This is a genomic window from Sphingomonas endophytica (assembly GCF_001476895.1).
GTDB classification, from domain to species: domain Bacteria; phylum Pseudomonadota; class Alphaproteobacteria; order Sphingomonadales; family Sphingomonadaceae; genus Sphingomonas; species Sphingomonas endophytica_A.
The window spans coordinates 1-26836 of sequence record NZ_LDTB01000002.1 but is presented as its reverse complement, the minus strand read 5'-3'; the positions used below and the strand labels follow the sequence as shown (position 1 = coordinate 26836).

Below are 26836 nucleotides of genomic sequence, written 5' to 3'. Positions count from 1 at the left end.
AAACCCCGCCGGACCATCGGTTCGGCGGGGTTTTTCTCGTATCGTTCAGCCCACGCGCGTCATCTGGACGCACCGCAACAGCGCGGCGGACAGGGTATCGGGCGCGCTCGGCTTGGGGCAGACCATCGCCAGCGGGTAACGGCGGCGCAGGTCGGCGTCGTCGGCGTGGCCGGAATGGAACAGCAACGGCACTCCCGCCGCATGCAGGCGATCGGCGGCCGGGAATACCGTGTCGTCCGCCAGCCGCACGTCGAGCAGCGCGGCGGCGAACCGCGCACCGTGCCGATCGATCGCCTCCTGCGCCTCGGACAGCGTGGTGCACGGTCCCTCGACCCGGAACCCGGCGTCCTCGATCGTCCCTTGCAGGTCGAGCGCAATCAGCAGCTCGTCCTCCACCAACAGCACGAGATCAGTCACGGGCGATCACGCCCGCCGGCAACCGCATCTCGCGCCGGAACGATCGGTCGGTCACGATATTGCTCATTTCACCCCTCAGTTGCCGCACGCTCGTCTCCACCAGTACGGAGCCGAAACCCCGCGTCGCGGGTGGCGTTCCGGGAGAGGTTGCGGCGCTTTCGTTCCATATCAACACGATTCCGCTCTGGTCCGCCGTCCAGGTGACGCGCAACGCGCCGCCCTCGATGCCGCTCAGCGCGCCATATTTCACCGCGTTCGTCGCCCATTCGTGCAGCACCAGCGCCAGCGACGACAGGCAGGCACGATCCAGCGCGACGCGCGGCCCCTCGGTCTCGACCGCGGCGTGGTCGCGATACGGTGCCAGCGTCGCCGCGACGAGCTCGTCCAGCCCCACCGCCTGCGGCTCGCCCGCCGGAGAGGCCAGCGAGTGCGCGCGGCCCAGCGCGGCGATACGACGCCGGATATCGTCGGCGAAGGTTGCCACGTCACTCTGGCTGCGCGCCGCCAGGCTGATCATGCCGGAGATCACCGCGAACAGATTCTTCACCCGGTGGTTCATCTCGCGCAACATCAACTCGCGGGTTTCCGCCAGCGCATATTCGGACGTGACGTCGATCGACACGCCGATCAGGCGCAGCGGCACGCTGCCCGCAACGACGCGGCCGAACCCCTTCACCCAGCGCGTCTGTCCATCCTCGCGCGGCACGCGGAAGATCGTCTCGTAATCGCCGTTCCGCTCCACCGCACGGCGCAGCGCCGCCTCCACGGCGGCGCGATCCTCGACGTCGATCCGATGGAACAGGCGGTCGATATGGGTCGCCTCGGCGGGATCCAGCCCGAACAGGCGCTGCTGGACGGCATCGGCGACGGTTTCGCCGGTTTCCGGCCGATATTCCCACACGCCGATCCCGGCCGCCTTGATCGCCAGGTCTAGCCGCTCGCGCTCGGCGGTGAGCTGCCGCTCCATCGCCAGCGCGTCGGTGATGTCGGTCATCACCAGCGAGGTGCCGTCGATCGCGCCGCTCTGCGCACGATACGGCAACACGCGCATCGACAGCACGCGGTCACCGCCCGCCGTCATCACCCGCCGCTGCGTCGCAGGCGCGCCGCCCGCCACCGCACGCGCGTCATCCAGATGCTCGCTGCCCTGCAACCGGCTGGCGACGTCGGTCAACGGTCGGCCGCGATCGGTCGGCTTCAGCGGAAAGATGCTGGTCGCGGCATCGGTGTAGCTGCGCACGCGCAGGTCCGCGTCCAGCACCACTACCGCCAGTTCGGTCGATTCGTAGAAATTGCGGAGGTCGGAGTTGGCGACGGTCAGCTGATCGACCTTGCTTTTCAGTTCGTCGTTGACGGTCGACAGTTCCTCGTTCGTCGATTGAAGCTCCTCGTTCATCGACATCATTTCTTCGTTGGAGCTTTTCAGCTCCTCATTCGCCGTCTCCAGTTCCTCAATGGCGGAGCGCAGCCGGTGGCGCGTCAGCCGCAGTTCGTCTTCCAGCGCCTCCAGATGATCGTCACCCGGCTCCAGATCCGACAGATCGGCCGGGTCGGCCGGGCGGAACGGCCCGCTGTCGCGGAACACGAACAACAGCGATCCGTCGCCCAGCGGATCGCAGATCACCTCGGTCGGCTGGACGCCATAATCGGTTTCGATCGTGACGTCGCGGGCCACCACGCGCCGCTTCTCGTCGCGGGCCTGCCGCAACAGCGGTCCGATCACGGTTCGCAAGCCCGGCCGCGCCAGGTTCACCGCGCTGCTGCCGCCGGTGCGCGTGACCGGAAATTCGAAATAGCGGCTCAGCTTGCCATGGGCGGAGATGATCCCGCCATCCTGATCGACGATCAGGCTCGGCGGCGCGTAACGCTCCACCATCCGCCGGATCGCCAGCGTCTCCTGCGCCAGCGACGCGCTTTCGCCGCGCCCTTCGCGTTCGCGCCGCGACACCGGTGTGCGCCCGCTGCCGGGCAGGTCGATGGGATAGTTGGGCGCTCCGGGCGTCCGTTCGAACAGCCGCGCCGACTGATCCAGCGGCCGGAACAGATGCTCGAACCGCCCGACGCTCTCGGACGGGCCCAGGAACAGGAATCCGCCCGGCCGCAGCGCATAATGCAGCAACGGCACCACCGATTGCTGAAGCCGGTCGTCGAAATAGATCAGCAGGTTGCGACACGACACCAGATCGATGCGCGAGAACGGCGGATCCTTGACCAGACTGTGCGAGGAAAAGCGGATCATGTCGCGGATCGGCGCGACGATCGAGAACCGCTCCGCATGTGGCACGGTATAGCGTTCGCGCAACGCGGGCGGCAGATCGATCAGCGCGGCGGCCGGATAGCTGCCCTCACGCGCGATCGACAGCATCTGCTCGTCGATGTCGGTGGCGAAGATCTGCACGTCCGCGGCCACGTTGGCCAGTCGCGCCGCCTCGGCGAACAGCATCGCGATCGTATAGGCTTCCTCGCCGCTCGAACAGCCCGGCACCCAGACGCGCAGTTCCTCGTCGGCGGGACGGCCACGCACCAGCGGATCGATCACCCGCGCGCGCAGCGTCTCGAACGCCTCGGCATCGCGGAAGAAGCGCGTGACGTTGATGAGCAGGTCGCGGAACAGCGCCTCGCACTCGTCGGCATCGCCGCGCACCCGCGCCAGATAGGCGCGGCTGGTGTCGATCCCCAGCACGTGCATCCGCCGCTCGACCCGACGCACCAGCGTCGATCGCTTGTAGCCCGAAAAATCATGGCCGATCGCGGCGCGCAGCACGCGGCACAATTCGTCGACATGATCCGCGACCATGTCGGCCTCGGCCTCGACCGGGTCGCTGCTGCGCCGCCTGAAGAAGCCGCTGATGCATTCCAGTATCTCGCCCGCCGGACGGACGAAATCGATCAGCCCGGTGCCGACCGCCGACAGCGGCATTCCGTCATAACGGGCGCTTTCGGGCTGCTGCACTACGCAGATCCCGCCATTCTCCTTGATCGCGCGCAGCCCGGTCGTGCCGTCCGCGCCGGTGCCCGACAGGATCACGCACGCCGCGTTCGATTGCTGGTCGCTGGCCAGCGAGATGAAGAAATCGTCGATCGGCCGCCGCAGACCGCGCGGCTGCTGGAAATCGGTCAGTTCCAGCACGCCGTCGCGGATCGCCAGCCCGTGGCCCGGCGGAATGATGAAGACGGTGTCGGGCGCGATCCGCTCGCCGCCCGCGCATTGCAGCACCTTCAGCACGGTGTTGCGGTCCAGCAGCTGCGCCAGCATGCTTTCGTGGTTGGGATCCAGATGCTGGACGACGACGAAGGCCAGCCCGGTCGGCAGTTGTGCGGGCGTCAGCATCTCGCGCAGCGCCTCCAGCCCGCCCGCCGAGGCACCGATCCCGACCACGGGGACGATCGCGTCGCTGACCGCCGTCGCCTCAGTCACCGGTTACACCGTTCAGGTCGTCGAGCATCAGCTTGGCCTGCGCGACCGTCGCCGCGCTGTTGGCGATCGTCATCAACGTCCCCTCCACGACGATCCCGGCCTCTCCCGCGATCGGTGCCAGCCGCCCCAGCACCGCGCCCAGATCCCGGTCGTAATCGGCCAGCAGCTCCGGCTGCGACCGGCTGACGTCAAATTGCGATGCGAAGATGAAGCTGGTCGCGCCGTTCAGCGACCGCAGTCGCGACATGTAGAGCAGGTTCACGAACGGTGTCCCGTCCTTCCGGAAATTGACGATCGCGGTCCGGACGTTGGGCTGACGCGGCCGGGTCAGAAACTCGCGCAGCCGCGTCCGCTGCTCGTCGTTCGGCGCATCGCGTTGCAACAGGCGGCAATTCTTGCCGACCACGTCCGCGGCATCATAACCGGTCAGGTCACAAAAAGCCGGGTTGACCATCAACAGCGGATTATCCTCCTCCACCGATGCCAGCGCCAGCGCGACACGCGACTGTACAAGATAGTCGATCAACGATCGGGGAAGTTCGATGTCCACTCAGGCTAAGGCTCCAGCGGGGATAAACTTGGATTGCATCCGGTAACCGGCGTACAACAACCCGTGAAACACGCAAGCGCTCCGCATTACATGTCGATGACGCAAGATCGACCGGCTGCCGATATTGACCCGGACGACCGCCTGATCGAAGGCAGCGGCCATGCGCTTCTTTTCCGACAATGCCGCCCCCGTCCACCCGGCCGTGCTTCGCGCGATCGCGGCGGCCGACTCGCTCGACACCGCCTATGACGGCGATCGCTGGTCGAAGGCGCTCGACGAACGCTTCTCCGCCGTGTTCGAAACCGAGGTGCGTGTGCTCTGGGTGCCCAGCGGCACCGCCGCCAATTGCCTGGCGCTCGCGGCGCTCTGTCCGCCGCACGGATCGATCGTCTGCCACCGCGAGGCGCATATCCAGAACGACGAATGCGGAGCGCCCGAATTCTACACCCATGGCGCGAAGCTGTTGCTGGCGGACGGCGATGGCGCGAAGCTGACCCCTGCCGGCGTGGCGGATGTGCTCGACCGGCAACGCTACGACGTCCACCAACAGCGTCCCCACGCGCTGTCGATCACCAACGCCACCGAATATGGCCGCGTCTATACGCCTGCCGAGGTCGCCGCGCTCGGCACGTTGGCGAAGGCGCGCACGCTCGGCTTCCACATGGACGGTGCGCGTTTCGCCAATGCGGTGGTCGCGACCGGCGCGTCGCCCGCGGACCTGACGTGGCGCGGCGGGGTCGATGCGCTCAGCTTCGGCTTCGTCAAGAACGGCGGGATGAATGCCGAGGCGCTGGTGTTCTTCGACACCGCGCTGGCCGCTGACACGCTCTATCGCCGCAAGCGGGCCGGCCATCTGCTGTCGAAGGGTCGTTACCTCGCCGCGCAACTGCTCGCGATGCTCGACGACGATGTGTGGCTCGACTGCGCCCGCGCCGCCAATGCCGGCGCGGCGCTACTGGCGCAGGCAGCGGGCGCGCGGCTGCTCCACCCGGTCGAGGCCAACGAGGTGTTCCTGCGCGTCACCGCCGAGGAGGCCGCAGCCTTGCGCGCCGCCGGATTCGACTTCTACGACTGGGGCGTGGGCGAGGCGCGGCTGGTGGTCAGCTGGAACCAGCGCGCGGAGGATATCCGCCCGCTCGCCGACGCGATCGCCTCGCTCGCATGAGCCCCGCCGATCCCCCCAACAGCACGCGCGCCGGTGTGCTGATCCCCTTCGCGCTGGTCGTGTTCATCTGGGGATCGACCTGGATCGTGATCCGCGATCAACTCCACGGCGGCGCGCTGGCGGTGCCGGCGAGCTGGTCGGTGAGCTATCGCTTCCTGGTCGCCGGCGCGACGCTGGCCGGCGTGGCCGTGTGGCAGCGCGCGCCGGGCACCCGCGCCCTGTTCGCGCAAGGCGGCTTCTGGCGCTTCGCCACGCTGCTCGGCGTGCTGCAGTTCGTGCTCAACTTCAACTTCGTATATCGTGCGGAGGAGCATATCACCTCCGGGCTGGTCGCGGTGATCTTCGCGCTGCTGCTGGTCCCCAACGCGCTGTTCGCGCGCGTCTTCCTCGGGCAGCGGCTGGGGCGGCAGTTGCTGGTCGGATCGGCGATCGCGATGAGCGGGGTCGCGCTGCTGTTCATCAAGGAGGCGCGCGGCGACCCCGGCGGGCCGACCGAATCGCTGATCGGCATCGCCTTCACGCTGTGCGCGATCCTGTCCGCCTCCACCGCCAACGTCATGCAGGCGACGAAGACCGCCGCGCGCTATCCGATGATCCCGACGCTCGCCACCGCGATGCTGATCGGCGCGGGTCTGGATGCCGGCTGGGCGTGGATCACCACCGGGCCGCCGGTGTTCGACGGGCGTCCCGGTTATGTCGCCGGGGTGCTGTACCTCGGCATCATCGCCTCGGCATTGGCCTTCACGCTCTACTTCCGCATCATCCGCACGATCGGCCCGGCCAAGGCGGCCTATAACGGCGTGATCGTGCCCGTAATCGCGATGCTGCTGTCGACCGTATTCGAGGGCTATCGCTGGACACCGCTGGCGGTGGCGGGGGCCATGCTGGCGGCGATCGGGCTGGTCGTGGCGCTCAGGGCGCGGAGGCCGGCGCGGTAATCCGGGTAGCGCGGCTGCCAGCCGAGCAGCCGCTTCGCCTTGCCGTTCGCGACGCGCCGGTTCTCGGCATGGAAGGCGCGCGCCGCCGACCCCAATTGCTCCAGCGGCACGATCGGCGGCGGTGCGACGCCCAGCAGCAGCGCGGCATAGGCGACCACCGCATCCTGCGCGGCGGGTTCGTCGTCGGCGAGGTTGTACGCCCCCGCCGGGGCATCGAAGCCGGCGACCACCCCGCTGGCGATGTCGGCGACATGGACGCGGCTGAACACCTGGCCGGCGATCCCGGTGCGGTGCGCCTCGCCCGTCGCCACGCGTTCCAGCGGCGAACGGCCTGGGCCGTAGATGCCCGGCAGCCGGAAGACCCGCGCTCCCGCCGCCAGCCACGCCGCGTCGGCGCCGTTGCGCAGCGGTCGCCGCCCACGGTCCGCCGCCGCGTCCTCATCCACCCATGCCCCGCCGGTGTCGCCATACACGCCGGTCGAGGAGAGATAGCCCAGCCACCGTTCCCCCAGCACCGCGCCATAAGCACGCAGCACCGGATCGCCGATCTTATCGGGCGGCACCGATGACAGGACATGCGTGCTCGCCGCGATACCGGCGCGCACCGCCGCGGCGTCGTCGAAGCGTATCGTGCCATCGCGTCCGTCGCGCGTCGTGGCGAGCAGCGGCGCACCCGCCGCATCCGCGATCGCCCGCGCGGCATAGCCCAACCCGAACACGAACAACCGCATCGCCTGCTCCTGACCGCTCCGGCATGGCGCCGTCTCGGCGACGAGGAACGCGCGCGTCAATCCGCCGGTTGCGCGCGCTCCCTTTGGGCGGCCTTCAGGCGAACCGCACCCGCGCCTGAACCCGGCGACCGCGGCGCAGCGCGACGCCCGCGACGGCGAAGCCCGCCACCATCATCGCCCAGGTCGCCGGCTCCGGCACCGCCGACATCGCCTGCGCGCGGATCGAGGTCACCGACAGGTCGGCGAAGGTGGTTGGCCCATAGGTACCCGTCGCGGCATTACGGTTCGTGATGCGCACGTCCCCCTTCGCATTGTCGGCGGTCGTCAGGTTGACCACACTCGCGTTGGTGAAGTCCGCACTGCCGAGCAGATCGCGCAGCGTATCGAAGCTGACATAGAACAGCGTGTTGTCGGGCGGAGACAGGGCGAAGTTGGTGTCCTCGACCATGTACATCAGGCTGTCCGTGCCGCCCTTCCCCGCGCCGTTGGTGGCGCGCGCCGTGCCGCTGTAGCTGCCGGCGAAGTTATAGGTGCCGCTGCCGATCGTCAGCGCCGCACTGACCGGCGAGGCGGCGCCGCGCCCGAACAGATAGTTCAACGTGCCCGTCTGCACGCGCGTATCACCGCGCGACGGATCGACGGTGAAGATCGCGCTGAACGGCAACCCGGCCAGGCTGGCCCCCGCTGTACCGAAGGTGCCCACCGCATCGAAGCCGCTCAACACCGTACCCGTCACCGTCACGGTCGCGGGCGCCGCCATTGCCGGTCCGGCGATACCGGCCACCGCCATCCCCATCGTTCCCGCGAGCACCATCTTCAGCATCATCGTGTTCCCCTGTGTTCCAGGCGTAAATGATGGAACGGGCCGAAGGTGCCGTGCGCTAACGCTTTTTGCTAACAGGGTTTTGTGTCGACATGCCCGATCGCGGGACAGGTTTTGGTAAACGCTGTCCCGCGTCGGAACGAACCATCGCGATACGGGTTCTTGGCGCCCCTCAGATAAAGCCGAAGCTGCCGCCGGTGAACGACAGATGGTCGGCGGTGATGCCGGCGACCAGGATCGAGTCGCCATGCCCCAGGTCGATCAGCGATCCGCCCTGCACGTTGGTGACGGTCGGCGCATGGTCGAAGCCATAGGCCGTCAGGTCGATGCGATCGCCCCTCGCGAAGTCGGCGATCACGTCCTTGCCCGAGCCGTCGGCGAAGACGAAGCGGTCGGCACCGGCCCCACCGTACAGCGTGTCGTTGCCCGCGCCCCCGGTGATGACATTGTTCAGCGCGTTGCCGCGGATCACATTGTCCTGCGCATTGCCGGTCGCCGACACCGCCGTGCCGGCCAGCGTCAAATTCTCCAGGTTCGCCCCCAGCGTCCAGTCGATGGACGCGATGACCGTATCGACCCCGCCCAGTCCACCTGCGACATATTCGACGATCCGGTCGCCGACATGGTCGACATAATAGGTGTCGTTGCCGTTGCCGCCTTCCATCACATCGGCGCCGGTGCCGCCGTCGAGCAGGTCGTTGCCGTCGCCGCCGTACAGCGTATCGCTGCCGGTGCCGCCGTACAGCCGGTCGCTACCCGCACCGCCGCGCAGCACGTCGTTGCCGTCCAGCCCGTAGAGTGTGTCGTCGCCGTTGCCGCCGTAGATCGCATTGTCCAGCGCGTTGCCGGTGCCGACCCGCGCCGCGCCCGCCAGATACAGCGCCTCGACATTCGCGCTCAGCGTATAGTCGACGGTGGCATGCACCGTGTCATAGCCGCCGTTGCCCCCGGCATGGAATTCGACGACCTTGTCCAGCGCATTGTCGACGTAATAGGTGTCGTCGCCATTGTCGCCCTGCATCACGTCGATGCCGCTGCCGCCTTCCAGCACGTCGTTGCCGTCGCCGCCGTACAGCCAGTCGTTCCCCGCCCCGCCGTGCAGATAATCGTTGCCGGCATTGCCGCGGATATAGTCGTCGCCACCCATGCCATACAGCTTGTCGTCGCCCGCGGTGCCGTTCAGGCCGTTCGCCAGCTCGTTGCCGGTTCCGATCCGCGCATCGCCGGTCAGGTACAGATGCTCGACATTGGCGGTCAGCGTATAATTGATCGAGGCATAGACCGTATCGACCCCGCCCGCGCCGTTCATGTTATACTCGATCACCTGGTCGCCGGCATTGTCGACGACATAGGTGTCGTTGCCGGAATCGCCCTGCATCACGTCGGCGCCGGTGCCGCCGTCGAGATAGTCGTTACCCTCCGCGCCATAGAGCGTGTCGTTGCCCGCGCCGCCGAACAGCGCATCGTCGCCGGCATAGCCCTTCAGCACGTCATTGCCGTCCATGCCCTTCAGGATGTCGGCCGCGTTGGTGCCGTGCAGGGCATTGTCCAGCTCGTTGCCGGTGCCCTTGGTCGCGGTGCCGGTCAGGTACAGGTTCTCGACGTTGGCGGCCAGCGTATAGTCGACGCTGGCGCGCACCGTGTCCACGCCCTCGCCGAACTTCTCGACCACCTTGTCGCCGACATGATCGACGATGTACGTGTCGTTGCCGGTGCCGCCGACCAGCGTATCGGCGCCGGCGCCGCCGTCCAGCCGGTCGTTGCCGGCACCCCCGTACAACTTGTCGCTGCCCGCGCCGCCGTACAGATTGTTGTCGCGGCTATTGCCGGTCAGGATATTCGCGAGCGCATTGCCATAGCCGTTGACGGCATTGCCGGTCAGCGTCAGCGCGACGTCGGTCAGGCCCAGCGTGGCATCGACACTCGACGTGACGGTGCGCGCCGTGTCCGCCGTCGTCGCCAACTGGTCCAGCATCGTCAGATAGGCGGCCGCCGCCTGCTTGTACTGGCCGTCGCTCAGATCGCCCTGGAAGGCGGCGTTCGACTCCCAGTAATTCTGATAGACCATGTCATGATCGGCCATCCACTGCAGCGCCAGCTTGACGAACTCCGGATTGTCGCTGTTCAGGCCCCATTCGCCGACCGCGGTCGCCTTGCCGTGCCTGGCGGCGAAATCCTGCTGCCATTGCAGGCCATAGGGTTGCTTGATGAACCAATCGAACGCCTTGGCGGCATCGGCATTGTGCCAAGCGGTATTATAATACATGTCGACGCCGATCACATCGACATAATTGTCACCCGGATAGGCGTCTTCCGGGTTCATGTCCCACGTGTCGAGCGCGGAGCACCATTCGAAGACGAACTTGTCGGAAACGCTGCGCGCGGCATCGACGAACTTGCGGAACGCCGCGACGTAATTCTGCGGCTCACCCACGGCCGACGACGAATTCCAGTCGTTGCCGTTGAACTCCCAGCCCAGCCGGACATAGATCTTGTTGTCGCCCTGCGACGCGGCGGCCAGCTGCTTGGCCATCGCCACATACTTGCCGTCGTACTTGCCCGCACCGGCATCGCCCAGTGTTGCGCCATACGGAATCAGCGGGATCGACCACATGATGTCGATATCGTGGTTCGCGAACATGTCCGCCTGCCACTGCACCGACGACAGCCAGTCGTTCCACCCGGCAGTGCCCCCATGCAGCTGGATCGCTTCCAGCCGATCGCCCATCCATTGTTGATCAGCCGCAAGATCGGCAACACTGTTGCCGTTGTAAATCGACGTTAACATGTTGAAAAGTCTTCCCGCCTTGCACGATATCCCCCGATACCGCGCGTACCCCCAGAGTTTTCCTTATAAACGGGGTATATGACGGGTTAACTATGTTTCCCGGCCTATCGTCGTAACTTACGCCCGTTTGACCCGAAACCGGAAAGGGACGGGCGGTCGAGCGTCAGGGCAGCGGCGGCGCTGCCGGACCGGGGGTGTCGCCGCCGAGGGCGGTCGGTTCCTGCCGTACCGCGCGCGGATCGCGGCGCGGCCAGCGGTGCGACAGCCGGATCGCCGGCAGCTCGATATAGCTGTAGGTCAGCATCGCCATCGGGATCGAAATCGCGATGACCCCGGCGATGTACGCCCAGCCGGTCAGCCCGGTGGCCGCGATCAGCCACAAGGCGAAGGTGTGCATCAGATAGACCGAGAAGCTGATCTCCCCCAGCTTGCGCAGCGTGACGTCCAGCGCGTGCGGCAGCTTCAGCAGGAACGATCCGAAGAACAGCGCATAGCCGAACGTCCACGACAGCGCGATCGCGCGCAGGCTGAAGTCGATCTTGCCATGATAGCCGCTCAGGCCGAAGCCGATGACCAGCCCGGCCGCGATCGCGGGCACCAGCACGGCGGCGGGGATCAGGAACGCGCGCAGGTTGCGCTCCGACACCGCGCGATAGGCGAACAGTCCGACGCCGCATGTCGCCAGCATCCCGGCGCGGCCCATCGGCGCGCGGTGCCCGGTCAGCGTCAGCACCGCCATCGCCCCGATCAGCGCGACGAACAGCGCGACGATCGTCGTCGCCGAGCGGTTGCGGTTCAGGAAGAACAGCCCCGCGAACAGCACGTACCACACCGCCTCGATCGACAGCGTCCAGGAATTGCCGACATAGTTGCGGGTGTGCAGATACTCGGAGGCGAACGCGACCTGCGCGACGATCGTCTTCACGCTGGGTACGTCACCGATCACCATGGCGGTCAGCGCGAACGTGACCAGGTACAGCGGATAGATGCGCAGGATGCGGCTGGTCGCGAACCGCTTCAGGCTGCGCCCCTTCTCCAGGCTCAGCGGGATGACGAAACCGGAAACCAGGAAGAAGGCGATCACCGCCGCCTGCCCGGCGTTGAACCATTCGGTCAGGAAACGCTGGTCGGTGCCGAAGATGCCGGCGCGCTCGGCGGCGTGCTGGAACGCGACCATCAACGCCGCGATGCCGCGCACGATGTCGATATTGCCGAAGCGCAACGCGCCGGGGCGCGCCGGAACGATCGGGACCGGCGCGGAGGACACGGCCACGTCGTTCATCGCGTGCGCCGCCCGGCACCGGAGGCGGACGGCCATCGTCCCTTGGCAACGAAAGCCATGCGCGGATCCTTGCACGATAAACGGAATGGCTGGCATGATAGCGCGCCGCACCGCAAGTGCAACTATGTCTCAGGTTAAGCGCTTGTGCCGACGGTGTGAACGGCGGGTTTGGCGGGAGCACGGGAATGACACGGATGTCGGTCGCTTCGCTGTCGGACGCTGGCCCGAAACGCTTTGTGTTGCCTGCGGTGGCGCTGGCGGTCGCGACCTGCTGCACCCCCGCGCCGTCGCAGAGCGCGACCGCCGACTGGGTGTCGCTGGCCACCGCGCCGCGAACCAGCCCGGTCGATGGCGACGGACTGCACCGCGAATGGACCGGCGCCGACGGGCAGCCGGTCTCGCTGACCGTCCTCGCGCCGCGCGTCGCCGGTCGCCCGACGATCACGTTGCGCCCGGCGGACGGCGACAACGCCCCCGCGATCACGGCGGCGCTGGCGAAACTGCGCGCCAGTGGCGGCGGCACGCTGCGGCTCGCGCCGGGAAGCTATCCGATCTCCGGCGGACCGCCCGCGCTGCCGCTGGACAGGCTGACCGACGTGCTGGTCGACGGCACCGGCGCGCAACTGGTCTTCGCCAACTGGGGCGACGGCATCCTGATCAGCAACGCCGCACGACTGGCGATCCGCGGGCTGTCGGTCGGCTATGCCAGGCCTCCCGTCGTCGCGGCGCAGGTACGCGGCGGCGCGCTCGCCTTCGCCGGGCCCACGCCGCCGCCCGGCGCCCCGGTCTTCCAGGTGACGGGCACCGGCCCCGGCGGCGCGCGAATGCTGCTCGGCAGGCAGGGCCGCGCGCTGCAAGCGGACGGCGCACTGGGCGGGAATGCCCTCGGCGGCTTCGCGCCCGGCGCACCGGTTCGCGTCAAACTGTCCTATTACAAGGGCGGCGCGATCCGCATCTTCGATCCCGATGACAAGCCGGTGTCGCACGACATCACGCTGGACGGCGTCACCGTGCGCGATTCGGCGGGTGCGGGGGTGGTCGTCGACCTGATGGGGCGCGGGCTGGCGGTGATCGGATCGCAGTTCGGCACCGACGGCGGTGCGGGAATCGCCTATGACGCGCTTCATGTCACCGCCGCGACCGGCGACATCCTGGTCGAGCACAATCAGTTCGCCGGCAGCGGTGACGACGCCATCAATCTCGCCAGCCCGATCTTCGATGCGCAGATGGGGCCGGGCGGGCGGACCGCGCTGATCGGGGGCAACACCGCGCACATCTATCCGGGCGCGCGGCTGGCGCTGTTCGACGCCGGCCTGCAACTGGTCGGCACCGCGCAGATCGCCGGTCGTTCGCCGCGCGACGGACAGGGGCGGATGCCGACCGAATTCACTGCCCCCGTCTCGACAAGCGGCGTGGTCCGCTACGCGCGCAACATGGACCTGCTGGGACAGCGTTATGCCGTCGTGGACAATCAGGTCGCCGATTGCGTCTGCCACGGCGTACTGGCGCAGAATCCCGACGGGCTGATCCGCGACAACAGCTTCTCCGGGCTGCGCTACAATGCGATCCGGCTGCTCACCAGCGCGATGTGGAAGGAAGGCGCCGGCGCGCTCAACGTCGTCGTCGCCGACAATCGCGTGCAGGGAACGGGCGCGGACGAGCGCGGCGGGATGGTCTGGGCGGCGATCACGGTGTTCGGCGAGCTCGCCGGCAACGGGGCGGGCGGACAGGCGCCCATCGCCCCCACCCCGCTCAACGCGCGACTGCTGATCCGCGACAATCAGATCGCGGAAGTGGGCCAGGGCTGCATTTCGGTGTCGAGCGCGACGGACGTGACGCTGGACGGCAACCGCTGCACCGGGTTCGACCGTCGCGCCGCCCGCACGCCGATGTTGATGGAACGCGCGAGCATGGCGGCCTGGCTGGCGCGGCTGCCCGCCAAGAGCGCGTATCTGGCGCGCGGCGACGGGGTGTGGATCGATCCGACCACCACGTCGGCCGTTACCCGCGACGGCGCTGCCGGCGGTTGACGGCGGGGCTTCGGCCTTGCGCCGGGCGGAACCCCACGGCTAAGAGCATCGCCCAAGGGATCACGACATCGCCGGGGGAAACAAACTGTTGCCGGGGGCTGCTGGGGAACGAACCGCGTCGTCGACGCCGCGCGCCGCCGCCCCGCCGGGGTCGGACGGATGATTGCGTCCCCGCCGCCCCCCGCGCCGTGGCGCGTCCTGCGCGGTGCGGCCGCCCCGTCCGGCAACGCCGGGTTCCGTCATATGGATATGGCGGCGCTGCGCGACCGGACGGCGGGCCATCCTGACCCCGGCGTCCCGGGACGCACCCGATTTCCGGCGCCGTTCACCGCGCGGCACCGCGCACGCCGGCGGACCACGCCGTATCGCCATCGCCCATCGACCAATCAACAACATGGGATCGCCGTCCAGTGGATTTGACAACGCGCCCGCTGCGGATCTGCCTCGTCATCGAGGCCGGGGGCGGTGGCGCCAGCCGCCACGTCCTCGATCTGGCCGACGCGTTCCAGCGTCGCGGCCATCATGTCCACCTGCTCTATTCGGCGGTCCGCGCCGACGCGCGCCACCTGGCGGAGATCGCCGCGCTACCGATCATGTCGCAGGCGCTGGAGATGCACCGTTCGCTGGGGCTGCACGATCTGCATTCGGCGCGCGCGCTCGGCGCCGCGCTGGCGGCGGCGGGGCCGTTCGACATCGTGCATGGCCATAGCTCGAAGGCCGGCGCGATCGTCCGCCTCGCCGATGTCGGCAAGGCGAAGCGCGTCTATACCCCGCACGCCTTCCGCGGACTGGATCCGGGCGTCGGGCTGGCGGCGCGCGTGCTGTACAATGGCGCGGAGATCGCGCTCGGCGCGTTGCGCACCGATGCGCTGATCGCGGTGTCCAGCGAGGAACTGGCCTTCGCGCGCAAGCTGCACATCGCCGATGGCCGCTGTCACCTGATCCGCAACGGCGTGATCCACATCCCCGACGTCACCCGCGACCAGGCGCGCGCGCGGCTCGGCCTGCCCGATGACGCGATCGTCATCGGCTTCGTAGGGCGGCTGTCCTATCAGAAGGCGCCCGAACGCTTCGTAGAGGCGATGCGCCGCGCGATGGATCGTGTGCCCGCCCTGCGCGCCGTGATCCTGGGGGACGGCGAACATGCGGCGGAGGTGGAGCACGATCTGGCCGCCACCGGCCATGCCGATCGTTTCATCTGGCACCGCCAGTCGAAGGCGCAGGAGCTGCTGCCCGCCTTCGACGCGGTGATGATGACCAGCCGCTACGAGGGGCTGTCCTACGTCCTGCTCGAAAGTCTCGCCGCGCGCGTACCGATCGTCACCACCGACGTCGCGGGCGCGCAGGACGTGATCGGCGACAGCGGCTGCGGGATGATCGTCGCCAACGGCGACGGCGCGGTCGACGCGCTGGTCGACGCCGCGACGCTGATCGGCACCGACGCCGCCGCTCGCGCCGGGATGGCCGCCGCCGCCGCGCGGCGCAGCGACGAGCTGAACGGGCCGCGCATGATCGACGAGACCGAACGCCTCTATCGCCAATTGCTGGGAGCATCCTGATGCCGACCGTCCATATCAACGGCCGCTTCCTGACCCAGCCGGTCAGCGGCGTGCAGCGGTACGCGCAGGAGATCGTCACCGCGCTCGACACGCTCGCGGGCGAGGGCGCGCTGGGTGCCGATTACGAACTGCTCACCCCGCCGGGCGCGCGCACGCTCGACCTGGCGCACATTTCCACGCGCGTCATCGGCACCCGCGCCGGGCATCTCTGGGACCAGGTCGATTATGCGAAGGCGGCGCGCCACGGCACCGCGCTGTGCCTCGCGATGACCGGCCCGGTGCTGCTGCGGCGGCAGGTGGTGGTGATCCACGACGCCGCGGTGCAGCGCCACCCGGAACATTTCAGCAAGGCCTATGTCCTCGCCCATTCGGTGCTCGACCGGCTGCTCGCGCGCCGCGCCGTCGTGGCGACCGTCTCCGAATTTTCGCGCCGCGAACTGGCCGAGGTGCTGCCGGTCGCCGAGAAGGATATCGTCGTCGCCCCGAACGGCGCGGAGCATCTCTCGATCGCGCCCGATACCGGGGTGGTGGAGCGGCTGGGCCTGACGCCGAACGGCTATTTCCTCACCCTCGGCAACCTCACCCGCAACAAGAACCTCGCGGTGGCGCTGCGCGCGCTCGCCCGCCTCGCGCCCGGCAGCGCGAAGCTGGTCGCGGTCGGGCGCATGGACCGCTCGGTGTTCGGCTCGGCCGGGTTGCCGGAGCCGGGGCCGGACGTGCTGCTGCCCGGTCGGCTCGACGATGCCGAGGTCGCGGGGCTGATGCGCGGCGCGCGCGCGCTGATCTTCCCCAGCATCTACGAAGGGTTCGGCATCCCGCCGCTGGAAGCGTTCGTCAACGACTGCCCGGTCCTCGCCAGCACCGCGCCGGCGGTGCGCGAGGTGTGCGGCCCGGCGGCGGATTATTTCGAGCCGCACGACGATGCCACGCTCGCGCGCCTGATGCAGATGCTGCTCGACGATGCCGATGGCGCGATCCGCCGCGACCGCCTGACCAAGGCGCGGGAGCGCGTGGCACGCTATACGTGGCGCGGGTCGGCGCGGATCCTGGCCGACGCCTGCGCGAAGGTGTCGGCATGAAGGTGCTGATCGTCAACGTCCTCTACCCGCCGCACAAGATCGGCGGCGCGGAGAAGTCGGTATCGCTGCTCGCCGAGGCGCTGGTCCGCGCCGGGGACGAGGTGGTCGTCGCCACGCTCGACGACACGCCCGCCCCCAGCGTCGAGGTTAAGAACGGGGTGAAGGTCCACCGCCTGCCGATGGACAATATCTACTGGCCCTACGATCCCGACGCCGCGCCGCAGCCGAAGCTGAAGCGGCTGCAATGGCACGCCCGCAACCGCTGGAACCGCGCCGCCGCGCGCCGGCTGGGCGCGCTGCTCGACGTCGAGCGCCCCGATGTCGTCCATTGCAACGTCATCACCGGCTTCAGCCCGGCGATCTGGCGCGAAATCAAGAAGCGCGGCCTGCCGCTCGTCCAGACGCTGCGCGATTACGGCGTGATGTGCACCCGCTCCGCGCTGTTCAAGAACGGCGCGAACTGCGCGACGCGCTGCCTCGAATGCCGCGTCCTGACCGCGCCCGGCAAGCGGGAATCGGCGCGCGTCGATCAGCTCGTGTCGAACAGCGAATATGTCATCCGCCGCCATCACGACGAAGACTATTTCCCCGGCGTGCCCGCGCGCCGCATCTTCAACATCGTGCCGCTCGACGAGCAGCGGCGCGATCCGCAGCCGGCCGATGCGCCGTTCGTCTTCGGCTTCATCGGCCGCGTCGAGGCCGAAAAGGGCATCGACGTGGTGCTGGCCGCCACGACGCGCCTGACGCGCAGCGACTGGCGGCTGCGCATCGCCGGGGTCGGCGCGGCCGATTACGTCGCGGACCTGAAGGCGCGCTACCCCGATCCGCGCATCGAATGGGTCGGTTTCGCGCAGGCCGGCGACTTCTACCGCTCGCTCGATACGGTGCTGATCTCCTCGGTCTGGCCCGAGCCGCTGCCGCGCACGCTGATCGAGGCGCTGTCCTACGGCCTGTCGGCGATCTGCGCGGAGGCGGGCGGCATCCCGGAGATCGCCGACCTTGCCGCGCATTCGATCACCTATCCGCCGACCGATGTCGCCGCGCTGGCCGCCGCGATGGACGTCGCGCTCGCCGATGCGCCGGCATGGCGCGCGGGCGGACTGAAACACCCCGACGCGCTCGGCTGGTTCGCGGAGGACCGCATCGTCGCGGAAAACCGCGCCGCCTATGCCGATGCGATCGCGGCGGTGGCGCGATGACGTGGCGGCGTGACCTGTTCGCCAACGCCAACCGCACCGGCGTGCAGGGCGCGGCGATCGGCTGGTTCCTCAACCCCGGGTTCGCGGTGGTCACGCTCTACCGCGTGATGCGCTGGGGTCGGGTACGTGGCGGCGCGCTCGGGCGGCTGGTGTCGGTCCTCGCGTGGCGGCGGATCGTCAAGGGCTATGGCTGCTATATCGATCCCACCGCCGTGATCGGCCCCGGACTGCGACTGCCGCATCCGGTCGGGATCGTCATCGGTGCGGACACCGTGATCGGTGCGGACGTCACCCTGTACCAGCATGTGACCTTCGGGCGGCGCAACGCCGGCGAGGCACGCTATCCGCGCGTCGGCGACCGCGCGACCGTCTATGCCGGCGCGACGGTGATCGGCGGCATCACGCTCGGCGACGGCGCGACGGTCGCCGCCGGCGCGGTGGTGCGCCACGACGTGCCCAAGGGCGGTGTCGCGCTCCCGGCGAAGGGCGAGGTGCGGTAGCGCGCGGCGCGGCTGCGTTCCCCATTGCCCCGCCATCCATGTTCGCGGCTCCTGTGGCACGGTGCGCCGCAGCCAGCACCCGAAGCGAAACCTGCCCGCCCTACCTGGACCCCATTGCCGTCGCAACGCCGGTCGGATGTCGTTGCGCCGTCGACTCACCCGGCATCATCCGTCATGGATCATACCCCATCCGAAACGGACGAGAACCGCCGATGCCGAATCGCACCGACGCCACGCTGCCGCACCTCGATCTGCTGCGCTTCGCGGCGGCATGCGGGGTGATGGTGCTGCACCTCGGCACCGCGCTGTCCGCACCCGCGCGCGCGATGCTGGGCCCGATCGGGGGGCTGACGATCCTGGTCGACCTGTTCTTCACCATCTCCGGCTTCGTCATCGCCCATCGCTACGCTGGCCGGCTGTCCGACGTCGTGGCGATCGGCGACTTCCTCTGGCGACGGGTCGTCCGGCTCGCCCCGCTGCACTGGGCGACGCTCGCCTTCTACCTGCTCATCGGCGTCGCGGTGTGGAGCGGGCTGGCCACATCCGACGATCCGCGACGCTATGATCCCGCCTGCCTGATCCCCAACGCGCTGGCGCTGCACGCGCTGGGGATCTGCCACAGCCTCAGCTTCAACGGCGTCAGCTGGTCGATCAGCGCGGAGCTGGGCATGTACCTGCTCGCCCCGCTGCTGCTGTTCGTCGCCGTGCGCGCGCCGCTGGCGCTGGTGGTGCTGGCGCTCGGCGCCGCCGCCGCGCTCGACGCGACCTCGGGCGGGGCGTGGCTGTCATGGACCTGGTACTTCGGCGTCGTGCGCGCGCTGCCCAGCTTCGTCGTCGGCATTCTTCTGGCGCGCGCGGGCGACCGGCTACGCCACTGCCCCGCGCCGCGCACGCTGGCGGTCGCGACGACCGCGCTGCTGCTCGGCGGCGTGATCGGCGGCTGGGCGCCGGCGGCGCTGCTGCCGCTGGCCTGGGCGGTGGTCGCCGCCACGGTCGCCGCCGACCTGTCCGCGCGACCATTCACTCATCGCACCGACCGACTGGGACCGATCAGCTACGGCATCTACATGCTGCACCCCGTCGCCCACACCGCGATCGTCGCGATCATCGGCGAGCGGTTGCTGCACCTGACCGGCACGGCGCTCGACCTGCTGGTGGTCGCGACCGCCATGGCGACCGTGCCGCTCGCGCATTGGTCGCTGACCCGGTTCGAGACGCCGCTTCGCCACCGCCTGTTGCGGCGACGGCCGGCGCCGCTCGTCCCGCTCGGCTCGTAGCGCGTTACTTCTTCTCCCCGTCGCGTCGCGAGTTGGCGAACAGCAGCGCCGCCGCCACCGCCGCCGATCCGATCCCGACGCCCAGCCACGTCTTGCCCGGGTTCCAGTGGCCCTTGCGCTGCAACGCCGCCGCGCCGGTCGCGCCCGCTTCCTCATGCGCCTTGGCCGCCGCGGCGGTGGCCAGGATCTCGTTGGGTTGCTCGTCGCTCACGTCACTCTCCTTTTGGCGCGTCATAGCGCGCACGAAAGTCATTGGCGAACGCCGCCAGCCGCCCATCGGCGATCGCGGCGCGCAGGTCGGCCATCAACGCCTCGTAGAAGGCGATATTGTGCTCGGTCATCAACATCGCGCCCAGCATCTCTCCGGCCCGTACCAGATGATGCACATAGGCGCGGCTCCACGTGCTGCACACCGCGCACGCACATTCCGGGTCGAGCGGCCCCTGATCCTCGGCGAAGCGTGCGTTGCGGATGTTGATCGGACCGGTCCGCGTGAACGCCTGCCCCGTCCGCCCCGATCGCGTCGGCATCACGCAATCGAACATATCGATCCCGCGCTCGACCGCGCCGACGATATCGGTCGGCTTGCCGACGCCCATCAGGTAGCGCGGCTTGTCGGCCGGCAGTTGCCCCGGCGCATAGTCGAGGCAGCCGAACATCGCCGCCTGGCCCTCGCCCACCGCCAGCCCGCCGATCGCATAGCCGTCGAAGCCGATATCGATCAGCGCGTCGGCGCTCGCCTTGCGCAGCCCTTCATCGAGCGCCCCCTGCTGGATGCCGAAGATCGCGTTGTCGGCGGCATGATCCCCGCCGCCGTCGAAGGCATCGCGGCTGCGCTTCGCCCAGCGCATCGACCGCTCCATGGCGGCGGCCTGCACCTCGCGTGTCGAGGTGGTCGGCACCAGTTCGTCGAACGCCATCACGATGTTGCTGCCGAGCAACCGCTGGATCTCGATCGAGCGTTCCGGGGTGATCATGTGCCGCGTCCCGTCGAGGTGCGAGGCGAACGCCACGCCCTCTTCCGATCGCTTGGTCAGCGCCGACAGGCTCATCACCTGATAGCCGCCCGAATCGGTCAGGATCGGCTTGTTCCATCCCATGAAGCCGTGCAGCCCGCCCAGCCGCGCGACCCGCTCCGCACCGGGGCGCAGCATCAGGTGATAGGTATTGCCCAGGATGATGTCCGCGCCCGCGCGCTCGACATCGGCGGGTTTCATCGCCTTGACGGTCGCGGCGGTGCCGACCGGCATGAAGGCGGGGGTGCGGATGACGCCGCGCTGCATCGTGATCGTGCCGGTCCGCGCCGCGCCATCGGTCGCCGCGATCGAAAAAGCGAAGCGGGTCAACGCCGCCGCCCCTTGCGCCGCGCCTCGGGGGCGGGCGCGTCGTCCTTCGTCACCGGTCGCCGCCCCGCGGTCGGCCCCTGCGCGTCGACCGGCATCGTGCGATAGGTCAGCAGTTCCGCCCGGCTGATCGCATGATCGCCGTCGCGATCGTACCGCGCGAACAATCGCGAGAAATGGTCCTGCAATTCGGTCAGCGACACGCGCTCGTCATTGTCGCGATCGACCTCATACGGGCTGGGCAGCGCGGCGCGATCGCCCAGATAGCGCAGCGCCCAGTCCCCGAACGCGATATAGCGCATCTGCCCGGTCTTCCCCGGATCGAAGGCCGCGAACGATGTGGCGACGCATGTCTCCAGTTCGTACCGCTCGACCTTCGCATCGCCATCGCCGTCGCACGCGGCGATGAACATCGCGACCGGCTCGACGACCATCGTCGCGGGGGTCTGCGGCGTGGCGGGCAGGGGCGCGCGGACGGTGATGTCACCCTCCTGCGGCGCATCCTGCGACGCGGCCGCGGCGAGCAGAAGCAACGCAAACGGAATCATCACCGCTCCGTGGCAGAAGCGGCGGCGTATCGCCAGCGCCTTGCGGCCGTGGCAGCGGGGATTCGATCGGCGTGCGGGACAGAACGATGACACGTTGGCAGGCCGGGCGGTGGTGGGCGGTGACGTTCGCGCTGGTGCCGGGGATCGCCGCCGCACAGAACCAGCGCCCGACCGGCTATCCGCGCGCCGCCAATGAGCGCAGCGGCGGCCCCGTCACCACGTCGGCGGTCTACACCGCCGACACGATCGCGAATGTCGCGGGCGGGCGGGCGCGCGGCGTGCGCTATCTCGACAATCTCGATCTTCAGGTGGCCGTCGATGCCGAAGCCCTGCTCGGCTGGCGAGGGGCACGGGCGTTCGGCTACGTCATCTACAACAACGGCACACGCTTCTCGCCGGTGCTGAGCGGCGATTTCCAGGTCGCCTCCAATATCGAAACCGGCGTGCCAGCGACGCGGCTGTTCGAGGCGTGGGTGGAGCAGGATATCGGCCGCGCCGGCTCGGTGAAGGCCGGGCTCTACAATCTCAACGCCGAGTTCGACACGACGATCGCCGGCTCGCTGTTCCTGCTGTCGTCGCACGGCATCGGCCCCGACATCGCGCAATCCGGGCGGCGCGGCCCGTCGATCTTCCCCGTCACCTCGCTGGCGGTGCGCGGCGAGGTCGCGCTCGACGATCGCTGGCTGGTGCGCGCGGCGGTCCTCGACGCGGTGCCGGGCGATCCCACCCGCCCCGCCGCCACCGCGATCCGGCTCGGGCGGCGCGACGGCGCGCTGATCATTGCGGAACTGGCGCGGCTGGGCCCGCGAACCAAGCTGGCGGTCGGAAGCTGGCGCTATATCGCGCGGCTGCCGCGCCTGACCGGCGCCGCTCGCGAGGAGGACGGCAATCGCGGCGCCTATGCCCTGGTCGAACGGCAACTGACCGGGGCGGATCGCGGCGGTCAGGGGGTCGGCGGGTGGCTGCGCTATGGCTTTGCCGACCGTCGCTACAATGCCGCGGCGCATTATGTCGGCGGCGGGGTGGTGCGCACCGGGACCCTGCCCGGCCGCCCCGCCGATCAGATCGGCCTGTCGGCCGCGATGGTGGCGTTCGGACCGCATTATCGCCGCGTCGAGCGGGTCGGCCCGCACGAGACGGTGGTCGAGCTGACCTACCGGCTGGTCGCGCGGCGCTGGCTCAACGTCCAGCCCGACCTGCAATGGATCGTCCACCCCGGCGGCCGCCGAGACGTCGGCAACGCGTGGGTCGCGGCGCTGCGCGTCAAGATCGGACGGTAGCTCAGGACTCCATCGCGAAGCGCGTGTCGTCCAGCGCCAGGTCGACCAGCACCCGCATCGCCGCCGTCGCCCCATCGACGTCCTGCGCGACGATCATGTCGTACACGCGGACATGGTCGGGGATCGGGTTGCGCGGCAGCGCGCGCGCGCGCTGCTTGAACTGCGTCGTCCAGTGCACCGCCGCGCCGATGCTGGCGCTCAGCACGACCAGCGCGTCGTTGCGCGTCGCCTTCAGGACCGCATTGTGGAAATCCCGGTCGGCCGCGCGTCCGGCGTCGGTGGCCAGCGTATGGCGCCGCATCGCGGTCAGCGCATCCTTCATCGCCTTCAGGTCGGCGCGATCGCGGCGCTGCGCCGCGAACCCGGCCGCCGCCGGCTCGACGACCGCGCGCAGCTCGAACAGCGCCCGCACGAACTGCACGTCGGGCGCGCCGGAAAACGCCCAGGCCAGCACTTCCGGATCCAGCAGATTCCACCGCTCGCGCGGCAGCACCCGCGTCCCCGCCTTCGGCCGGCTTTCGACCAGCCCCTTGGCGGCCAGCACCTGCATCGCCTCGCGATAGGCGCTGCGCGACACGTCGAGCTGTTCGGAGAAGGCCACCTCGCCCGACAGCCGGTCGCCGGGAGCATATTCGCCGGACAGGATCGCGGTGCCCAGCTTGTGCGCGATCGCGCCGTGCAACCGTCGGCCGGTGCCGCGTCCGGTCGCGCGTACGCCATCGCTGGCAACGGGGCGCTCGCCCGGTTCCGTCATCGCCCGACTACCCCCCGAATCGCCGTCGATTTCTTCCACGACCCTCCCCTTTCCGCAGCGATATCCACTGCGCTCGCCCGTGTTTTCGCTTCTGGAAACGGGCGTTGCAATCCAGCGTAGCGAAATATATTGTCCGAGTAATCAGAAAATCACGGCGCGGTCGCGGATCATGCCGGCATCGGGAGGATGGAATGAAGCCACGTCTGTTCGGAATCACCGGCGCGCTTGCGCTTGGTCTGGCATCGCTGGCGGGGGCTCCCGCGCTGGCGCAGGAGGCGACGCCGCAGGCCGCGACGATCACGCTTCATGCCGATACGCCGGGGCCGACCTACGACAAGCGGATCTTCACGCAGTTCGCCGAGCATCTGGGCAACGGCATCTACGGCGGGCTGTGGGTCGGCAACGATCGCAGCATCCCCAACACGCGCGGATTTCGCAACGACGTGGTGGGCGCGCTGCGCGACCTGGGCACGCCGGTCATCCGCTGGCCGGGCGGCTGCTTCGCCGACGAATATCACTGGCGCGAAGGGATCGGGCCCAAGGCCAAGCGCCCGGTCAAGATCAACACCCACTGGGGCGGCGTGACCGAGCCGAACACCGTCGGCACGCATGAATTCTTCGACGTCACCGAACAGATCGGCGCGGAGGTCTATATCTCCGGCAACGTCGGCAGCGGCAGCCCGCAGGAAATGGCCGAGTGGGTCGAGTACATCACCTCCCCCGCCGGCTCGCTGGCCGACGAGCGCGCCAAGAACGGCCACAAGGCGCCGTGGAAGCTGCCCTATTTCGGCATCGGCAACGAGCTGTGGGGCTGCGGCGGCAACATGAAGCCGGAATATGCCGCCGACGTCACGCGCCGCTACGCGACGTTCATCAAGGCCCCGGCGGGCACGAAGATCCAGAAGATCGCCTCCGGCGCGAACGTCGAGGACTATAACTGGACCGAGGTGATGATGCGCGAGGCGGGCGACCAGCTCGATGCGCTGTCGCTCCATTACTACACCGTTCCGGGCGGCTGGGCGCCCAAGGCATCGGCGATCGAGTTCGGCGAGGAAGGCTGGGCCGAGACGCTGGCGCTGACATGGCGGATGGAAGAGCTGGTCACCAAGCACAGCGCGATCATGGACAAGTACGATCCGAAGAAGCGCGTGTACCTGGCGGTCGACGAATGGGGCACGTGGTACGGGCAGGATCCGGGCACGCATCCGGGTTTCCTGCGCCAGCAGAACAGCTTGCGTGACGCGCTGGTCGCCGCGATCAACCTGAACATCTTCGCCAAGCACGCCGACCGCGTAAAGATGACCGCGATCGCGCAGATGGTGAACGTGCTGCAGGCGATGATCCTGACCGATGGCAAGAAGATGGTGCTGACCCCGACGTACCACGTCTTCAAGATGTACAAGCCGTTCATGGACGGCACGGTCCTGCCGCTCGACATCAAGTCGCCGTGGTACAACAAGGACCAGTGGACGATGCCCGCGGTCAGCGCGTCGGCGGTGCGCGACAAGGCCGGGGTGACGCATGTCGCGCTGGCCAATGCCGATCCGAACCGTTCGATCACCGTCACCACGACGCTGACCGGGCTGAACGCCTCGCGCGTCTCCGGCCAGGTGCTGACCGGACCGGCCGTCAACTCGCTGAACACCTTCGACGCGCCGAATGCGGTGGTGCCGACGGCGTTCAACGGTGCGGCGCTGAACGGCGGGACGCTGACCGTCACGCTGCCGGCGAAGTCGGTCGTCATGCTGGAGCTGAACTGATGACGTGGTCGCGCCGCTCGTTCCTGGGGGGCGCGACCGCCCTCGCCGCCACGCCCGCGTTCGCGCGCGGGCCGGCGAAGGGGCTGGACGGGATCGTCAATCCGCTGGTCCGCCAGCGCGCCGACGCGCAGGTGTTCCGCCACACCGACGGCTGGTATTACATGACCGGATCGGTGCCCGAATACGACCGGCTGGTGCTGCGCCGGTCGAAGACGATCGCGGGCCTGTCGACTGCGACCGAGAAGGTGCTCTGGCGTCACGCGGCGAAGGGGCCGATGTCGGGCTTCCTGTGGGCGCCCGAGCTGCACCTGATCGATAACAAATGGATCATGTATTTCGCGGCCGGCCCGAGCGGCGGCGGCGAGGATGTGTTCCGCATCCGCACCTTCGCGGTGGTGTGCGACGGCGCGGATCCGATGACGGGCACATGGTCGGTGCTGGGACAGCTCCAGACGCCGTGGGATACGTTCACGCTCGATTCGACCAGCTTCGTGCACCGCGGCACGCGCTATCTGGCGTGGGCGCAACGCGAGCCGGGGATCGAGACGAACTCCAACCTGTACCTGGCGCCGCTGGCGACGCCGCTGACGCTGGCCGCCAAGCCGGCGCGGCTGACGATCCCGGAATTGCCGTGGGAAATCCGTGGCTTCAAGGTCGCGGAGGCCCCGGCGGTCCTGGCACGCAACGGGCGGTTGTTCATGACCTATTCGGCGAGCGCGACCGATGCGCGCTATTGCATGGGGATGCTGACGGCGCGCGACGATGCCGACATCATGGACCCGGCCGTGTGGAGCAAGTCGCCCGAGCCGGTGCTGAAGACCGACCCGGCGCGCAAGGTGTTCGGCCCCGGCCACAACAGCTTCACGGTCGATGGAAAGGGCCGCGACATGCTGGTCTATCATGCGCGCGATTACGAGGCGATCACGGGCGATCCGCTGTTCGACCCGAACCGCAACACGCGCGTCCAGCCGATCCGTTACGACGCGAAGGGCGTGCCGCAGTTCATGCCGCCGGTCGCCAACGGGCCGCTGCCGCGCGGCTAGGCTTCAGTCCGACATGATTCCGGTGCGGCGGGCGCGTCGCGCCGGATCGGAATCCGCGCGTTGCGGAAGTAGCGGTGGAATCGGGCGCGTCAGTTGGAATCGTCGCGGTTTCGCGGGGTGGTCGCGGATTTTGCGGGTGTCGTGTTGTCGGGCATCCGGCGTGCCGGCCGGGTGACGGCTAGCGGCAATGGTCCGACTAAATAGCCGCTGCGAATGGGGTGCGAAGAAGATCGACCTTCGCGAGAGGTTCGCCAGTCTTGGTTCCCGTCATCCCGGCCCAGGCCGGGATCCATGGTGCCGCAGGAGCCGACGATCCTGCGTTTGCGGAACGGTGGATCCCGGCCTTCGCCGG

General features: G+C 68.8%; 22 protein-coding genes and 1 pseudogene. 11 read left to right on the top strand and 12 right to left on the bottom strand.

Annotated features, from left to right (window positions below):
• Positions 1-45 precede the first annotated feature (45 nt).
• The 3 genes from NS334_RS01115 to NS334_RS01105 are packed head-to-tail and all read right to left on the bottom strand — an operon-like array spanning position 46 to position 4361.
• Positions 46-417: a response regulator gene (locus NS334_RS01115; RefSeq protein ID WP_058754140.1), complete on the bottom strand. Its 372-nt coding sequence runs from the start codon at positions 415-417 to the stop codon at positions 46-48.
• Positions 410-3835, bottom strand: coding sequence for a CheR family methyltransferase (locus NS334_RS01110; RefSeq protein WP_058754139.1), 3426 nt, complete (start codon positions 3833-3835; stop codon positions 410-412). The genes NS334_RS01115 and NS334_RS01110 overlap by 8 nt, the downstream gene beginning before the upstream one ends.
• Positions 3828-4361, bottom strand: coding sequence for a PAS domain-containing protein (locus NS334_RS01105; protein WP_241491765.1), 534 nt, complete (start codon positions 4359-4361; stop codon positions 3828-3830). The genes NS334_RS01110 and NS334_RS01105 overlap by 8 nt, the downstream gene beginning before the upstream one ends.
• Positions 4362-4545: 184 nt before the next feature.
• On the opposite strand from NS334_RS01105, the gene NS334_RS01100 reads away from it, so the two are divergent.
• On the top strand, positions 4546-5550 hold the full coding sequence (locus NS334_RS01100; RefSeq protein ID WP_058754137.1) for a threonine aldolase family protein: 1005 nt from the start codon (positions 4546-4548) through the stop codon (positions 5548-5550).
• The gene (locus tag NS334_RS01095; protein WP_058754136.1) at positions 5547-6488 is read left to right on the top strand and encodes a DMT family transporter; all 942 of its coding nucleotides are present in this window, start codon (positions 5547-5549) and stop codon (positions 6486-6488) included. The genes NS334_RS01100 and NS334_RS01095 overlap by 4 nt, the downstream gene beginning before the upstream one ends.
• Here the strand turns inward: NS334_RS01095 and NS334_RS01090 are convergent.
• The 4 genes from NS334_RS01090 to NS334_RS01075 form a co-directional block, all read right to left on the bottom strand.
• Positions 6398-7219: a hypothetical protein gene (locus NS334_RS01090; RefSeq protein WP_058754135.1), complete on the bottom strand. Its 822-nt coding sequence runs from the start codon at positions 7217-7219 to the stop codon at positions 6398-6400. The genes NS334_RS01095 and NS334_RS01090 overlap by 91 nt on opposite strands.
• Before the next feature lie 94 nt (positions 7220-7313).
• A complete protein-coding gene (locus NS334_RS01085; RefSeq protein ID WP_058754134.1) occupies positions 7314-8045 on the bottom strand; it encodes a PEPxxWA-CTERM sorting domain-containing protein in 732 nt (243 codons plus the stop codon).
• Between the two features lie 169 nt (positions 8046-8214).
• A complete protein-coding gene (locus NS334_RS01080; protein WP_058754133.1) occupies positions 8215-10770 on the bottom strand; it encodes a glycosyl hydrolase in 2556 nt (851 codons plus the stop codon).
• 223 nt (positions 10771-10993) lie between these two features.
• Positions 10994-12112: an acyltransferase family protein gene (locus NS334_RS01075; protein WP_058754132.1), complete on the bottom strand. Its 1119-nt coding sequence runs from the start codon at positions 12110-12112 to the stop codon at positions 10994-10996.
• Between the two features lie 194 nt (positions 12113-12306).
• On the opposite strand from NS334_RS01075, the gene NS334_RS01070 reads away from it, so the two are divergent.
• From NS334_RS01070 to NS334_RS01045, 6 genes are all read left to right on the top strand, one after another.
• On the top strand, positions 12307-14142 hold the full coding sequence (locus tag NS334_RS01070; RefSeq protein WP_058754131.1) for a hypothetical protein: 1836 nt from the start codon (positions 12307-12309) through the stop codon (positions 14140-14142).
• Positions 14143-14552: 410 nt separating this feature from the next.
• Positions 14553-15701, top strand: coding sequence for a glycosyltransferase family 4 protein (locus NS334_RS01065; protein ID WP_058754130.1), 1149 nt, complete (start codon positions 14553-14555; stop codon positions 15699-15701).
• Positions 15701-16780: a glycosyltransferase family 4 protein gene (locus tag NS334_RS01060; RefSeq protein ID WP_083500169.1), complete on the top strand. Its 1080-nt coding sequence runs from the start codon at positions 15701-15703 to the stop codon at positions 16778-16780. The genes NS334_RS01065 and NS334_RS01060 overlap by 1 nt, the downstream gene beginning before the upstream one ends.
• Positions 16777-17979 carry a glycosyltransferase family 4 protein gene (locus NS334_RS01055; RefSeq protein ID WP_058754129.1) on the top strand — a complete coding sequence of 401 codons (1203 nt, stop codon included), beginning with the start codon at positions 16777-16779 and terminating at the stop codon, positions 17977-17979. Before NS334_RS01060 ends, NS334_RS01055 begins: the two co-directional genes overlap by 4 nt.
• Positions 17976-18479 carry a serine O-acetyltransferase gene (locus tag NS334_RS01050; RefSeq protein WP_058754128.1) on the top strand — a complete coding sequence of 168 codons (504 nt, stop codon included), beginning with the start codon at positions 17976-17978 and terminating at the stop codon, positions 18477-18479. The genes NS334_RS01055 and NS334_RS01050 overlap by 4 nt, the downstream gene beginning before the upstream one ends.
• 212 nt (positions 18480-18691) lie before the next feature.
• The gene (locus tag NS334_RS01045; RefSeq protein WP_058754127.1) at positions 18692-19756 is read left to right on the top strand and encodes an acyltransferase family protein; all 1065 of its coding nucleotides are present in this window, start codon (positions 18692-18694) and stop codon (positions 19754-19756) included.
• Between the two features lie 4 nt (positions 19757-19760).
• On the opposite strand, the gene NS334_RS01040 is transcribed toward NS334_RS01045, so the two are convergent.
• Genes NS334_RS01040 through NS334_RS01030 form a run of 3 tightly spaced genes read right to left on the bottom strand, consistent with a single transcriptional unit; the run spans position 19761 to position 21647 of the window.
• The gene (locus NS334_RS01040) at positions 19761-19967 is read right to left on the bottom strand and encodes a hypothetical protein (protein WP_241491764.1); all 207 of its coding nucleotides are present in this window, start codon (positions 19965-19967) and stop codon (positions 19761-19763) included.
• Position 19968: 1 nt separating this feature from the next.
• Positions 19969-21102 (bottom strand): tRNA guanosine(34) transglycosylase Tgt, encoded by a 1134-nt coding sequence (gene tgt / locus NS334_RS01035; protein WP_058754125.1) that lies wholly within the window; start codon positions 21100-21102, stop codon positions 19969-19971.
• Entirely contained in the window at positions 21099-21647 is a 549-nt protein-coding gene (locus tag NS334_RS01030; RefSeq protein WP_083500166.1) for a calcium-binding protein, read from the bottom strand. Before NS334_RS01030 ends, tgt begins: the two co-directional genes overlap by 4 nt.
• 86 nt (positions 21648-21733) lie before the next feature.
• On the opposite strand from NS334_RS01030, the gene NS334_RS01025 reads away from it, so the two are divergent.
• Positions 21734-22927, top strand: coding sequence for a carbohydrate porin (locus NS334_RS01025; RefSeq protein WP_058754124.1), 1194 nt, complete (start codon positions 21734-21736; stop codon positions 22925-22927).
• 1 nt (position 22928) lies between these two features.
• Here the strand turns inward: NS334_RS01025 and NS334_RS01020 are convergent, their stop codons facing one another.
• The gene (locus NS334_RS01020) at positions 22929-23681 is read right to left on the bottom strand and encodes a FadR/GntR family transcriptional regulator (RefSeq protein WP_083500165.1); all 753 of its coding nucleotides are present in this window, start codon (positions 23679-23681) and stop codon (positions 22929-22931) included.
• 191 nt (positions 23682-23872) lie between these two features.
• On the opposite strand from NS334_RS01020, the gene NS334_RS01015 reads away from it, so the two are divergent.
• Together NS334_RS01015 and NS334_RS01010 are read left to right on the top strand one after the other, a co-directional pair.
• Entirely contained in the window at positions 23873-25441 is a 1569-nt protein-coding gene (locus NS334_RS01015; protein WP_058754123.1) for an alpha-N-arabinofuranosidase, read from the top strand.
• A pseudogene (locus tag NS334_RS01010) lies at positions 25441-26475 on the top strand (glycoside hydrolase family 43 protein); the annotation flags it as partial. The gene NS334_RS01015 and the pseudogene NS334_RS01010, both read left to right, overlap by 1 nt.
• 98 nt (positions 26476-26573) lie before the next feature.
• Here the strand turns inward: NS334_RS01010 and NS334_RS18800 are convergent.
• A partial coding sequence (locus NS334_RS18800) for a hypothetical protein (protein ID WP_206542625.1) occupies positions 26574-26836 on the bottom strand: 263 nt, incomplete at its 5' end.